Origin of the sequence: Saccharothrix sp. HUAS TT1 (genome assembly GCF_040744945.1) — a bacterium.
Lineage (GTDB): Bacteria > Actinomycetota > Actinomycetes > Mycobacteriales > Pseudonocardiaceae > Actinosynnema.
This window is the reverse complement of the sequence record NZ_CP160453.1, coordinates 5,138,716-5,153,333: the sequence shown is the minus strand read 5'-3', so window position 1 is coordinate 5,153,333 and position 14,618 is coordinate 5,138,716. Positions and strand designations below refer to the sequence as shown.

Here is a 14,618-nt window from a genome sequence, read left to right as displayed (position 1 = left end):
CGGCGCCGTGCGGTGCGATGGCCGCGATCGGTTGCCGCGTGGCGCGCGTCCGGGCGCACCACCGTTCGATGCCGGGCGCCGGGTGGCGCTCCGGTGTTCAGCCGGCCCAGCGGCCGGTGTGGGCGGACGTGCCGACCGCGCCGGCGAGCAGTTCCGCCATTCGCCCGGCGAAGTGGCGGTGGCCCGCCGGGCTCGGGTGCAGGTCGTCGTCGGACCACAGCTCGGGCGTCAGCCAGTGCGGGTCGCGGGCGATGTCCAGCAGCAGCACGCCGTGCCGCCCGGTGGCCGCCCGCACCACGTCGTTCGCCTCGGTGAAGCGCGAGCCGACCAGCTCCCGGAAGGCGGGGGGCAGGGCCGCGATGCGCGGGATGGGCGGGTAGGTGGCCGTGAACACGGTCGTGTTCGGGCCGGCCAGCGTGCCGAGGATCAGCTCCACGTTGCGCCGGAACCGGTCCGGCTCGTAGTCGCTGATCAGGTCGTTGACGCCGACGTTGAGGCCGATCATCGGGGCCTTGTTGACCAGGGCGGGCGCGAGCTGGCGCTCGACGACGTCCTGGGTGGTGGCGCCGAACGCGCCGAGGTTGCGGGTGCGCCCGCCCGCCACGCCGAGCAGGTCGGCCAGTCGCGCGGTCCAGCCGCCGGAGAGCGGGTCGTCGCCGTGCCCCTGGGTGAAGCTGTCGCCCAGGGTCGTCAACCGGGGCTTCACGCGACCACCCCGCCCGGGGCCGGGCGGAGGGCGACCCGGATGGCGTTCGCGGGGCAGTCCTCCGCCGCCCGCGCGACCGACTCGGCCAGGTCGTCGCCCGGGTGCTCGGCCAGGAGGATCACGGTGCCGTCCCGGTCGTCCTGGTCGAACACCTCGGGAGCGCGCAGCACGCACGTGCCCGCCCCGCAGCAGCGGTCGAGGTCGATCTCGATGTCGATCACCACACCACGTCCAGCCGCTGCACGCCGTAGGTGACCATCATCTCGCGCGTGGGCACGTCGCCCGCCGGCACCGCCGGCCGGAGCCCCGGGAACCGCCGGAACAGCGACAGGTAGCCGATGCGCAGTTCGAGCCGCGCGAGGTGGTGGCCCATGCACTGGTGCGGGCCCCGGCCGAACGCGATGTGCCCGGAGTCGCCCCGCCCGAAGTCGAGCCGGTCGGGGTCGGGGAACCTGCCGGGGTCGCGGTTCGCCGCCGGCAGCGAGACGGTGACCACCTCGCCCTTGCGGATGCGGTGCCCCTCGAACTCGAAGTCCTCAGCGGCCACCCGGACCGGGCCGACCTGCACCACGCTCAGGTACCGCAGCAGCTCCTCGACCGCGTCGTCCACAACGGACTCGTCGGCGAGCAGCGCGGCGAGCTGGTCGGGGTGCTCCATCAGTGCGAAAGCGCCCAGCGCCAGCATGTTGGCCGTGGTCTCCAGGCCGGCGATGAGCAGCACGAAGGTGATGCCGAGCAGTTCGTCGTCGGTCAGGTCGGTGTCGCTGATGAGGCTGCCGAGCAGGTCGTCGGTCGGTTCGGCCCGCTTGGCGGCCAGCAGGGCGCCGAGCGTGCCGCCGAGCCGCGTCATGGACTCGACCATCTCCTCGCCCGAGCTGGACAGGCTGAACAGCACGCTCACGTCGTGCTGGAACCCCGCCCGCTGCTCGACGGGCAGGCCGAGCAGTTCGGAGGTCACCAGGGTGGGGATGGGCTTGGCGAACCGCTCGACCAGGTCGACCGGCGAGCCGGCCTTCTCCATGTCGTCGAGCACGCCCTCCACGATCCCGGTCACCCACTCCTCCATCTGCCGGACGCGGCGGACGGTGAAGTGGCTGTTGAGCAGCCTGCGGTAGCGGGTGTGCTCGGGCGCGTCCATGTTGACGAACATGCCGGGCGGCAGGGCGGCGAGGTCCAGTTCGGAGCCGGGCACCTTGACCGGGGAGAGCTTGCCCTCCGGCAGCGAGCTGAACCGCACGTCGCCCAGGACCGCGCGGGCCTGGTCGTACCCGGTGACGAGCCAGCCGACCTGTCCGTACGGGTAGGTCATGCGGCTCATCGGCGCTTCCGACCTGATGGTGTCGAAGGCCGGCGGCGGGTCGAAGGGGCACCCCGCCCGACGGGCGGTCGGGAAGCGCGGCGCACCCACCGGAGAAGTGGTGTCTTCCGGTGTCCTCATCACTTTGCTCCTGTTCGACGATGCTGCCGACGCCCTGGTAACGGAGCGTACGGAGGTGTGCCGCTGCCGGGGAGGCGTCGGGCCGATGAGTAGGTGATCCCCCAGACCGCGGGAGCGGGGGGGCGTGCCGGTCACCACTCGACCGGCAGCTCGTGCACGCCGTAGAACACCATCTCGTGGCGGAACGGCAATTCCTCGACCGGCACCGCGAGCCGCAGCGTCGGGAACCTCTCGAACAGGCTCCGGAACACGATCTGGAGTTCGATCCGGGCCAGTTGCTGGCCGATGCACTGGTGCGGGCCGAACCCGAACGCCATGTGGGCGGACGGGCGGCGGGTGATGTCGAACCGCTCCGGCTCGGGCACGAACGCGGGGTCGAAGTTGGCGGCCAGGCCGTGCGCCACGACCTGCTCCCCCGCCTTGATCTCCACGTCGCCGTACCGCACGTCCTCCAGGGCGACGCGCTCGGCGCCGCGCTGCCCGATCGTGAGGTAGCGCAGCAGTTCCTCGACCGCGTTGCCGACCAGGGACGGGTCGGCGCGCAGCAGGGCCGCCTGGTCGGGCCGGTCGAGCAGCAGCGCCGCGCCCAGGCCGATCATGCACGCGGTGGTGTCGTGCGCCGCGATGAGCAGCGTGGCCGCGGCGGTGACCAGGAAGGTGTCGTCCACGACGCCCTCCGGGTCGTCGGCGGCGATGAGGGCCGACAGCAGGTCGTCCCCCGGCTCCGCGCGCTTGGCCTGGATCAGCTGGTGCAGCGCGAACATGATGCGCCCGGCGGCGGCCTGCACGGCTTCCGGCTCGACGTCGACGCGCATCATCTCCGCCGCCGCGTCCTGGAACGCGTCGAGCTGGTCCACGGGGACGTCGAACAGGCTGGAGATGACCATGGACGGGACGGGGGTGGCGAACTCGGCCACCAGGTCCACCGGCTGCGGCAGGGACGCGATCCGGTCGAGGTGCTCGTCGACGATCCGCTGGATGCGGGGTTGGAGCGACTGCATGCGGCGGACGGTGAACTCCTTGACCAGCAGCCTGCGGTCGGCGGTGTGGGTCGGCGGGTCCTGCCACAGCAGGCTGCCGCGCCCGGGCCTGGGCGGTTGTTCGTCCCTGGTGTGCACCGATCGCGGGATGCGCACGCTGAACCGCTGGTCCCGCAGCAGGTCCCGGACCTCCTGGTAGCCGGTGAACAGCCACGCCTCCTCGCCGCCCTCGAACACCGCGCGGGTGATCGGGGCCTTCTCGCGGATGTCGGCGAGGCCGTCCGGCGGCGCGAAGGGGCACCCGCGCGCGGTCGGCAGGTGGGGCACGGCGATGGACTCCGTCATGTTTCCTCCGTCCCTCGTGGTCGATCGGTCAGGCGACGGCGGTGAGGTCGTCGGCGAGCGACGTGAGGCCGGCGCGCGGGGCGTTGACGAGGACCGCCATGTTGCCGCCGGGGTGGGCGTTGTCGGCCATGAGCTGGTGGACCTTGCCGACGGCCTCGAACTCCTCGCACGCGCTCAGGCACGGGTCGAGCTGCCCCGCGGCGATGAGGTTGGTGACCTCGCGGCACTCGCGGAGGTTGGCGCCGTGCGAGCCCTGGAAGCGCTTCTGCCGCATCCACAGGTGCCGCAGGTCGACGTCGCCGTTGTAGCCGCTGGTGCCGCCGCAGAGCACGACCATGCCGAGCGTGTCGCACAGGTACATGGAGGTGGGCACGGTGTTCTCGCCGGAGTGCTCCAGCACGATCTTGGGCGCCTTGCGCTCGCCGAGGATGTCCCAGATGCGCCGGCCGAACCCCTGGACCGACTTCACCCACTCCTTGGACGCGGCCTGGTCGTCGATGTCGGGCAGCCGGCCCCAGTGGTCGAACTCGGTGCGGTTGATCACGCCCGCCGCGCCGAGCGACCGGCAGTACTCGGCCCGGGAGTCGTCGGAGATGACGGCGATCGGGATGCCGCCGCGCAGCTTGGTGATCTGGATGGCCATCGAGCCGAGCCCGCCCGAACCACCCCAGATCAGCACCGGGTCGCCGGGGCGCACGACGTTGGGCTCCCAGCCGACGAGCTGCCGGTAGGCGGTGCTGGCGGTGAGCATGTAGCAGGCCGCGGCCTCCCACGTGAGGTTGGCGGGTTTGGGGTGCAGCTGGTAGTCGTCGACGAGGGCGAACTGGGCGAACGTGCCGTAGTTGACCTCGTAGCCGTAGGCGCCGAGCGTCCTGGACCCCATGGGGTCGCGGCTGAGCCGGAGGTCTTCGGCGGTCTCGTCCCACTGGGCGGGCGAGATGACGACGTGGTCGCCGACCGCGACGTTGCGCACGTTGTCGCCGACCGCCCACACGACGCCGGCGCCCTCGGAGCCGCCGATGTGGAAGTCCTCGGGCTGGCCCGCCTTCTGCCGCATGCCGATGACGTCCACGGGCGTGCCGCGCGCGGCCCACACGTTGTTGTAGTTGATGCCGGCGGCCATGACCATCACCAGCACCTGGCCGCGACCGACCTCCGGCACGTCGATGGCCTCGACCTTGAACGCGTCCTCGGGGCGGCCGTAGCGCTCCTGGCGGATGAGGGAGGCGTACATCTGCCGCGGGACCTCGCCGAGGGGCGGGATCTCGCCGATCTCGTACAGCGACTTGGACATCGTGTCTCTCCGTTCGGGGGTGGTGCGCGGACGTGGTCGACCGGCACGCGGGCGGACGTCGTCGACGCCTGCGTGCTCGGGTGTTCGGGAAGTCAGCGGAGAAGGGCGGCCTGGTGTTCGGCCAGCCACTGGTGCAGCGCGCCGGCCGTGGCCTCCGCGTGGTCCTCCATCATCGAGTAGTGGTCGGCGGCGACCTCGACGGTCGCGTCGACGTGACCGGGCGGCGCCGGGCGGTTGTCGCCGTCGCCCGGCACGCCCGGCAGCGACTCGGCGGCCCGGATGAGCAGCGTGGGCACGTCCAGGGCGGGTGCCTCCCACGTGTCGAAGATCCTCAGGTAGCCGCCCATCGCGGTGAGCTGGTCGCCGCCCGAGGCCATGAAGCGGAACCGCTCCGCCTGCTGCTGGGCCATGAGGGACAGGAACTCGGGGTTCATGGGGACGTCGCGGGTGAAGCTGTCCAGCATCACCACCGCGAGGGGTGGCGTGCCGGTGGTCTGGAGGCGTGCCGCGACCGCGTGCGCGATCCAGCCGCCGGACGAGTAGCCGACGACCACCGGCCGCTCGCCACCGGCGCACCGCAGGACCGCTTCGGCCTGCGCGGCGACCAGGGCGTCCACCGAGGACGGCAGGGACTCGCCCGCCGCGAAGCCCGGCGCGGGCAGCACCCACACGTCCCGCTGGTCGCGGAACGCCGCCGCCAGCCGCGCGTACTGCTGCACGCCGGCGGGCGCGATGTAGGGCGCGAGGCACACCAGCGGCGGTCGGGCGTCGCCGGTGGCGAAGCGGACCGGGGTGACGACGTGCGCGGCGGCGGTGTCCTCGTCGAACGACGGCCGGAACCGGGACACCTCCGCCAGCATCCCCATCGCCTCGGTCACCCGGCCGGTGCCGCCGGCGTGGGCGTAGAGGGCGACCAGGGCGTCCGGGGCCGCGGGCGGGGCCTGCTGCCCCTCGGGGACGCCGATCGAGCGCAGCAGGTGGGCGGCCAGCTTCTCCGGTGACGGGTGCTCGAACACCAGGCTCGCCGGCAGCGGTGTCCCGGTGGCCGCGGCGAGCCGGTTGCGCAGGTCGATCGCGGTCAGCGAGTCGTAGCCCAGTTCCAGGAACTGCTGGTGCGGCAGGAGCGGTTCGCCGCGGTCGTGGCCGAGGACGACCGCGGCCTGGGCGCAGACGAACGCCAGCAGCTCCGCTTCCCGCCGGTCGGCGGGCAGGGCGGCCAGGCGGGCGGTGAGGCCGGAGCCGTCGCCGTCCTCCCCCGCAGCGGCCTCGGTGGTCTTCGCGACCGACCGCCGGGCCTCGGGCAGCTCCGACAGCAGCGGGCTCGGGCGGCCCACGGTGAACACGGGCACGAACCGCTCCCAGTCCACCCCGGCGACGACCAGGCCGGTCTCGCCGGCGGCCAGCGCCCCGCCCAGACCGCGCAGGGCGACCTCGGGCCGCATGGCGATCATGCCGCGCCGGGTGAACCGCTCGACGACGGCCTCGTCGTCGGCCATGCCGCTGCCCGCCCAGCCGCCCCACGCCACGGCGGTCGCGGTGCGGCCGGCCGCACGCCGCTGGTGGGCCAGGGCGTCGAGGTGGGCGTTGGCGGCGGCGTAGGACGCCTGGCCGCCGCTGCCCCACACCCCGGCCCCGGAGGAGAACAGCGCGAACGCGTCCAGTTCCCGGTCGCCGAGCAGGTCGTCGAGGTTGCGGGCGCCGGTGACCTTGCCGCTCGCGGCGGCGGCGAACTCGTCGGGCGCGGCGTCGGCCAGCACGGAGGACCGCGCGGTGCCCGCGGCGTGGAACACCGAGCGCAGCGGCGCGTCCTCGGGGACCGAGGCCAGCAGCTCGGCCACCGCTTCGCGGTCGGCCACGTCGCACGCGGCCACGGTGACCCGCGCGCCGAGCCCGGCCAGCTCCGCCTCCAGCTCCTCGACGCCCTCCGCCGCTCGACCGCGCCTGCTCGTCAGCAGCACGTGCTCCGCGCCCGCGCCGACCAGCCAGCGAGCCAGGTGCCGGGCGATGCCGCCGGTGCCGCCGGTGACCAGCGCGGTGCCGCTGGTGCGCCATTCCCGGGCCACGTCGGGGCGGGCGCGCACGAGCCGGCAGGCGAACGCGCCGGAGGGCCGCAGCGCGACCTGGTCCTCGCCGGGTGTGCCGCCGAGCACGCCGGCCAGCCGGGCGGTGGTCCGCTCGTCGGGCACGGCGGGCAGGTCGACCAGGCCGCCCCACCGGGCCGGCTGCTCCAGCGCGGCCACCCGGCCCACACCCCACAGCTGGTACCCCTCGGCGGCGCGGACCACGTCCTCCTCGTCCACGGCGACCGCCCCGCTGGTCGCGCACCACAGCGGCGCGGCGATGCCGGCGTCGGCGAGCGCCTGGAGCAGCAGGGTGTTCAACGCGACCCCGGCGGGCAGGTCGGTCAGGTCGCGGTAGTGCCCCCCGGCGAGGCCCAGCAGCGACCACGCGCCGGTGATGGCGAGGCCGTCCGCCGCCCCGGCCAGGAGGCGGCCGAGGGTGTCGCGGTCGACGTCCACCGGGACCTCGACCCGCACTCCCCCGGGCAGTCCCGCCGCGGACCAGGCGTCGGTGGCGCCCGCGGGGACGACGACCAGCCACGTGCCCGGGTCGGCGGGCGGCACGGGGTCGGCGACCCGCCGCCACACCACCCGGTAGCGGAGCGCGTCGACCTCCGAGTTCTCCCGGCGCCGGCGGCGCCACCGCGACAGCGCGGGCAGCACCGGGGCGAACGCGCCCGCGTCGGGCACGTCCAGGGTCGTGGCGAGCGCGTCGAGGTCGTCGTTCTCCACGACGTCCCAGAACGCGGCCTCCACCTCGTCGACCGCGCCGCCGGGGGCGGCGGTGTCGAGCCAGTAGCGCCGCCGCTGGAACGCGCAGGTCGGCAGGTCGACCGGGACCGCCCCGTCCAGCAGGCCGGCGTGCGCGGCGGCCCAGTCGACCGCCACGCCCCGCACGTGCAGCTCGGCGGCCGAGGTCAGCACCCGCGCCAGGTCGCCCGAGTCGCGCCGCAGCGAGCCGGTGACGACCGCGTCCACGCCGGCGGTGTCGGCGATCTCGCGGATCATCGACGTGAGCAGCGGGTGCGAGCTGACCTCCAGGAACGCCTGGTGCCCCAGCTCGACCAGGCCGCGCACGGTCGGCTCGAACAGCACGGTGCGCCGCAGGTTGCGGAACCAGTAGTCGCCGTCCAGCTCGGCGGTGTCGAGGACGCCCGCGGTGACGGTCGAGTGGAACGGGATCGTGCCGGTGCGCGGCACGACCGCGGCCAGCTGCGGCTCCAGCACGGCGCGCAGGTCGTCGACCTGCGCGGAGTGGCCGGCGGCGTTCGCGCCGCGCACCTTGCGGACCCGCACGTCCTGCGCGGCCAGCTCGGCCAGCAGCTCGACCGTCGCCTCCACGTCGCCGGACACGGTGACGGAGGTGGGGCCGTTCACCGCGGCGACGGACAACCGGTCCCCCCACGGCGCGATGCGCCGGGCCACCTCGTCGGCGGCCAGCGCGACCACGACCATCGAGCCCCGGTCGATCATCGGCAGCCACGCCTTGGCCCGCGCGGCCACGACGAGCGCGGCGTCCGGCAGGGTCAGGCCGCCCGCGACGTACGCGGCGGCGACCTCGCCCTGGGAGTGGCCCACCACGGCGGCCGGCTCCACGCCGCACGACCGCCACAACGCGGCGAGCGCGGCCATCACGGTGAACAGCACCGGTTGGACGACGTCGGTCTTCTCGATCGCCGGCGCGCCCGGGCGCTCGGTCAGCACGTCGAGCACCGACCAGTCGAAGTGCCGGGCGAACGCCTCGGAACACGCCTGGACCTCGGCTGCGAACACGTCGGACGTGGCGATCAGGTCCTTGGCCATGCCGATCCACTGAGCGCCGTAACCGGGGAAGACGAACACCGGCTTGGCGACGGCCTGCGCGGTGCCCAGCACCACGTTGCCGGCGGGCGCGCCCGCGACGATCGCGGCGAGCCCGTCGCGCAGGGCGGCGCGGTCGCCGACCACGACGGCCCGGTGCTCCAGCGCGGCGCGGGTGGTGAGCAGGGCGTGCGCGACGTCCGCGGCGGACCGCTCGCCGACCGCTGCCAGCAGCGCCCCGGCCTGGGCCCGCAGGCCGGCGTGGCTGCGGGCCGACAGCGCCCACGCCACCGGTCCGTCCGGCTCGGCGGCGCCGGTCGGGGCCGGGTCGGGGTCGCCCTGCTCCAGCACGACGTGCGCGTTCGTGCCGCTCACGCCGAAGGAGGACACCGCCGCGCGGCGCGGCCTGCCGGGCTCCGGCCAGTCACGCGCCTCGGTCAGCAGCCGCACCGTCCCCGGCGACCAGTCGACGTGCGAGGTCGGCTCGTCCACGTGCAGCGTCGACGGCATGTTCCCGTGCCGCATCGCCATGACCGCCTTGATGATGCCGCCGACGCCCGCCGCGGCCTGCGCGTGGCCGATGTTGGACTTGAGCGAGCCCAGCCACAGCGGGTTCTCCGCGGTCCGCTCCCGGCCGTAGGTGGCCAGCAGGGCCTGCGCCTCGATCGGGTCGCCCAGGACGGTGCCGGTCCCGTGCGCCTCGACCAGGTCCACGTCGGCGCCGGTCAGCCCGGCGTCGGCCAGCGCCCGCCGGATCACCTGGCGCTGCGCGGGGCCGCTGGGCGCGGTGAGGCCGTTCGACGCGCCGTCCTGGTTGACGGCGGAGCCGCGGACCACGGCGAGGACCCGGTGGCCGTTGCGACGGGCGTCGGACAGCCTCTCCACCAGCACGACGCCGACGCCCTCGGCGAACGCGGTGCCGTCCGCGCCGTCGGAGAACGCCTTGCAGCGCCCGTCCGGGGCGAGCCCCCGCATCCTGCTGGACTGGGTGAACGCGCTGGGCGCGGACATGACCATCACGCCGCCGGCCACGGCCAGCTCGCACTCGCCCGCGCGCAGGGCCCGCGCGGCCAGGTGCAGCGCCACCAGTGACGCCGAGCACGCGGTGTCGACCGTGAGCGCGGGGCCGCGCAGCCCGAAGGTGTAGGCGAGCCTGCCGGAGATCACGCTGGCGGCGTTGCCGGTCGCCAGGTAGCGCTCCACGCCGTCGGGCACGTCCAGCGCGCGACCGACGTAGTCCTGGTAGCCGGAGCCGATGAACACACCGGTCTGGCTGCCCTGCAACGCCAGCGGGTCGACGCCCGCGCGTTCGAACACCTCCCACGTGGTCTCCAGCAGCAGCCGCTGCTGGGGGTCCATCGCCACCGCCTCGCGCGGTGAGATGCCGAAGAACGCGGGGTCGAACTCGTCGGCGTCGTGCAGGAAGCCGCCGCGCCGGGTGTAGGTCGTGCCGGGGCGGTCGGGGTCGGGGTCGTACAGGGCGTCGACGTCCCAGCCGCGGTTGGTCGGGAAGTCGGTGGTGGCGTCCACCGAGTCCGCCACCAGCCGCCACAGGTCCTCCGGCGACCGCACGCCGCCCGGGTAGCGGCAGGCCATGCCGACGATCGCGATGGGCTCGTCGGTGTGGCCCGCGTCGGTGGGTGCGGTCTCCCCCGGCCCGTCCAGGCCGAGCAGTTCGCCGAGCAGGTGGGCGCCCAGTTCGGCCGCGGTCGGGTGGTCGAACACGAGCGTGGTGGGCAGTTCCAAGCCGGTCTCGGCGATCAGGGCGTTGCGCAGCTGCACCGCGGTGAGTGAGTCGAAGCCGAGCCGGCTGAACGCGTGGTCCGCCTCCACCGCGTCGGCCGAGCGGTGGCCCAGGACGGCGGCGGCGTGGGCGCGGACCACGTCGATCACGGCCCGTTCCCGCTGGTCCTCGGGCAGTGCGGCCACGCGGTCGGCGAGCGCGGAGCGGACCCGCGGGCCGCCGGTCCCCGCGCTCCCGGTCAGCTCGGCGAACAGGGGCGCGGGCCTGGCGACCGTGAAGGGCGCGAGGAACACCGGCCAGTCCACGTCGGCGACGACCGCGGTGGTCGCGTCGAGGTCCAGCGCCCGCTGGAGGGCGGCGATCGCGTAGCGGGGCGGCAAGGCGGTGAGGCCGCGCAGCTTCAGGCGCTCCTCGTCGGCGCCGTCGGCGACCATGCCCGCACCGGCCCACGGTCCCCAGGCCACGGCGGTCGCGGTGAGGCCGCGCGCCCGCCGGTCGACCGCGAGGGCGTCGAGGAAGGCGTTGCCCGCCGAGTACGCGCCCTGGCCGCCGCCGCCCCAGACGCCGGCGATGGAGGAGAACAGCACGAACGCGTCCAGCTCCCGGTCGCCCAGCAGCTCGTCCAGGTGGCGCGCGCCGCCCACCTTGGCGCTCAGCGCGGCGGTGAACCGCTCGGGCGTGGTGTCGGCGAGCACTTCGGCGTCGGGCACGCCGGCGGCGTGCACGACGGCGGTCAACGCCCCGTCCTCGTCGGCGACCGCGAGCAGCCTGGCGACGTCCGCGCGCTCGGCGACGTCGGCGGCGACCAGGCTGACCCGCGCGCCCAGCTCCTCCAGCTCGGCGCGCAGTCCGTCCGCGCCCGGCGCCTGCTCGCCCCGCCGCCCGGCCAGCACGACGTGCCGCGCTCCGGACCGGGCCAGCCAGCGGGCGACGTGCCCACCGAGCGCACCGGTGCCGCCGGTGACCAGGACCGTGCCCGATGGCCGCCAGGGGCGCGAGGTCGCCCCCCGGGCGGCGCGGACGACCCGCCGGGCGAGCGGGTGGTCGTCGCGGATCGCGACCTGGTCCTCCCCCGTGCCGCCGCCCAGGACCGTCATCAGGACGTCCTCGGCGATGCCGTTCGCGGGCAGGTCGACCAAGCCGCCCCAGCGGTGGGGCTGCTCCAGCGCCACGACGCGACCGAGTCCCCAGGTCAGAGCGCGGGTCGGGTCGCCGGGTGCGTCGGTGGCCACCGCATCGCGGGTCAGGCACCAGACGGGCGCGGTGATCCCGGCGGCGTCCAGGGCGCGCAGGAGCAGCAGCGTGGTGACCGGGTCGGTGTCGTGCAGGGTGTGCAGGGCCAGGACCGCGTCCACCGGGGCAGTCACGTCGGAGAGGTCCGCGTCGTCGGTCCGCACGACCAGCACGCCCCGGTCGCTGAGAGCGGCGGTGATCGCGGCCGCGTCGTCGCCGTCCGAACCGACCACGAGCCACGTGCCGGTCGGCGCGGGGCCGATCGCGTCGAAGGGGCGCCAGGTGACGTCGTAGCGCCAGTCGTCGAGGTCCGGCGTCACGGCGGCGCCGGGGACGTCCAGCCAGAACCGCTCGCGCTGGAACGGGTAGGTGGGAAGGTCGACGCGGCGACCGCCGGGGAACACCGCCGACCAGTCGACGGGCACGTGCGAGGTGTGCAGCGCGCCGAGAGCGGTGAGGACGGCCACTGGTTCGGGCGCGTTGTCGCGCAGGGTCGGGACGGCGAGGATTTCGGTGTCGGGCAGGCGGTTGCGGGTCAGTGCCGTCAGCACACCACCCGGCCCGATTTCCAAGAACCGCGTCGTGCCGCGCTCGTCCAACTGCGCGACCTGATCCGCGAACCGCACCGCGTCGCGGACGTGCCGCACCCAGTAGCCGGGCTCGGCGACCGGGGACAACATCGGAATGGTCGGCTCGTGGAACTCCAATCCGTCCACCACGGCCGCGAAGTCGTCCAGCATCGGCTCCATCAACGGCGAGTGGAACGCATGACTCACCTTCAGCCGAGAGGTCTTGCGATCGGCGAAGTGCGCCACCACCGCGTCCACGGCCCCGGCCTCACCGGACACGACCACCGAACGCGGACCGTTGACAGCCGCGATCGACACACCCTCGGTCAGGTAAGGCAACACCTCGTCTTCAGCCGCCTCCACGGCGACCATCGCTCCACCGGACGGCAACGCCTGCATCAAGTCGGCACGGGCGGACACCAACCGGCAGGCATCATCGAGGGACAACACCCCGGCCACGTGGGCAGCCGCGATCTCACCCACCGAGTGACCCACCAATACATCCGGTCGGACACCCCACGACTCGACCAAGCGGAACAACGCCACCTGCAACGCGAACAACGCACGCTGCGCCACACCCGTCGCGCTCAACGCCTCCACGTCAACGTCGAAGAACGACGTACCGCCGAGCCCCGCAACCACCTCGTCATAGGCAGCAGCGAACACCGGGAACGCCGCATACAGCTCACGACCCATCCCCGCCCGCTGCGAACCCTGACCCGAGAACAAGAACGCGACCTTGCCCAGCCGCGCGGTGCCCGTCACCAGGCCGGCGGACGGCGCTCCGGTCGCCAGGGCGCGCAAGGCGTCGGCGATCTCCTCGGCGTCCGCGCCGACGACGACCGCACGGTGCTCCAGCGCCGCACGTCCGGTGGCCAGCGAGAACCCGGTGTCCACCAGGTCCGTCCAAGCGGGGGCGTGCGCCGACAGCGACGCGGCGTGGTCCCGCAACGCCTCGGAGCTGCGGGCGGACAGGACCCACGGCACGGCGGGCATCGACGGCGTCGGCTCGGGCTCCGGCGCCTCCGGCGCCTGCTCGACGATCGTGTGCGCGTTCGTGCCGCTGACGCCGAACGACGACACGGCGGCCCGGCGCGGCCGGTCGACCTCGGGCCACGGCACCGCGTCCGTGGCCAGCCGGACCGCGCCGCTCGTCCAGTCCACGTGCGGGGTGGGTTCGTCGGCGTGCAGGGTGCGGGGCACGACGCCGTGCCGCATCGCCATGACCACCTTGATGATGCCGCCGACGCCGGCGGCGGCCTGGGCGTGGCCGATGTTCGACTTCAGGGACCCCAGCAGCAACGGCTGTTCGCGGTCGCGGCCGTAGGTGGCGAGGAGGGCTTGCGCCTCGATGGGGTCGCCCAGGACGGTGCCCGTGCCGTGCGCCTCGACCACGTCCACGTCCGACGTGGACAGCCCGGCGTTCGCCAGGGCCTGCCTGATGACGCGCTGCTGCGCGGGGCCGTTGGGGGCGGTGAGCCCGTTGGACGCGCCGTCCTGGTTGACGGCGCTGCCCCGGACCACCGCGAGGACGGGGTGGCCGTTGCGGCGGGCGTCCGACAGTCGTTCCACCAGCAGCAGGCCGACACCCTCGGACCAGCCGGTGCCGTCCGCGCCCGCGCCGAACGCCTTGCAGCGGCCGTCCGGGGCGAGGCCGCGCTGCCGGCTGAACTCCACGAACGCCGTGGGGCTGGACATCACCATCACGCCGCCCGCCAGGGCGAGCGTCGACTCGCCGGAGCGCAGCGACTGCGCCGCCAGGTGCAGGGCGACCAGCGACGACGAGCACGCCGTGTCGACGGTCAGGGTTGGGCCCTCCAGCCCGAACAGGTAGGCCAGGCGCCCGGACAGCACGCTCGCCGCGTTGCCCGTGCCGAGGTAGCCGTCGGACTCGCCGGCCGCCGCGAACACGCGCGTCGCGTAGTCCTGGTAGCCGGAGCCGACGAACACGCCCGTCCTGGTGCCGCGCGCGGTGTCCGGGTCGATGCCCGCGTGCTCGAACGCCTCCCACGCCGTCTCCAGCAGCAGGCGCTGCTGCGGGTCCATCGCCACCGCCTCACGCGGCGAGATGCCGAAGAACGCGGGGTCGAAGTCGGCCGCGTCGTACAGGAACCCGCCGGACCGGGTGGTGGACCTGCCCTGGGCGTCGGGGTCCGGGTCGTAGAGCGATTCGACGTCCCAGCCGCGGTCGGCGGGGAAGTCGCCGATCGCGTCACGCCCCTCCTCCACCAGGGCCCACAGGTCCTCGGGCGAGCGGACACCGCCGGGGAAGCGGCAGGCCATGCCGACGATGGCGATCGGTTCCTGGTCCTTCTCCTCGACCTCGCGCAGCCGGGTCCGCACCTGGCGGAGGTCGGCCGTCACCCTCTTGAGGTAGTCGAGAAGCTTCTCTTCGTTGGTGTTCGTCATGGTGCGTTCCGCCCGGTGGTCTCGGCATGTGCGGTGGGGC

6 protein-coding genes are annotated in these 14,618 nt (G+C 74.4%); all 6 read right to left on the bottom strand.

All coding sequences use genetic code 11. The features are described from left to right. Positions 1-97: 97 nt before the first annotated feature. The 6 genes from AB0F89_RS23605 to AB0F89_RS23580 all read right to left on the bottom strand — a co-directional run bounded on the left by AB0F89_RS23605 (position 98) and on the right by AB0F89_RS23580 (position 14,578). Positions 98-706, bottom strand: a complete 609-nt coding sequence (locus AB0F89_RS23605) for an SGNH/GDSL hydrolase family protein (protein WP_367127741.1) — start codon at positions 704-706, stop codon at positions 98-100. Then, on the bottom strand, positions 703-927 hold the full coding sequence (locus AB0F89_RS23600) for a ferredoxin (protein WP_367127740.1): 225 nt from the start codon (positions 925-927) through the stop codon (positions 703-705). The genes AB0F89_RS23605 and AB0F89_RS23600 overlap by 4 nt, the downstream gene beginning before the upstream one ends. Further along, positions 924-2,144, bottom strand: a complete 1,221-nt coding sequence (locus tag AB0F89_RS23595; protein ID WP_367127739.1) for a cytochrome P450 — start codon at positions 2,142-2,144, stop codon at positions 924-926. Before AB0F89_RS23595 ends, AB0F89_RS23600 begins: the two co-directional genes overlap by 4 nt. Positions 2,145-2,275: 131 nt before the next feature. Continuing rightward, the gene (locus AB0F89_RS23590) at positions 2,276-3,469 is read right to left on the bottom strand and encodes a cytochrome P450 (RefSeq protein WP_367127738.1); all 1,194 of its coding nucleotides are present in this window, start codon (positions 3,467-3,469) and stop codon (positions 2,276-2,278) included. A gap of 28 nt (positions 3,470-3,497) precedes the next feature. Then, on the bottom strand, positions 3,498-4,763 hold the full coding sequence (gene ccrA / locus AB0F89_RS23585; protein ID WP_367127737.1) for a crotonyl-CoA carboxylase/reductase: 1,266 nt from the start codon (positions 4,761-4,763) through the stop codon (positions 3,498-3,500). 92 nt (positions 4,764-4,855) lie between these two features. Then, the gene (locus tag AB0F89_RS23580) at positions 4,856-14,578 is read right to left on the bottom strand and encodes a type I polyketide synthase (RefSeq protein WP_367127736.1); all 9,723 of its coding nucleotides are present in this window, start codon (positions 14,576-14,578) and stop codon (positions 4,856-4,858) included. Between the last annotated feature and the right edge of the window lie 40 nt (positions 14,579-14,618).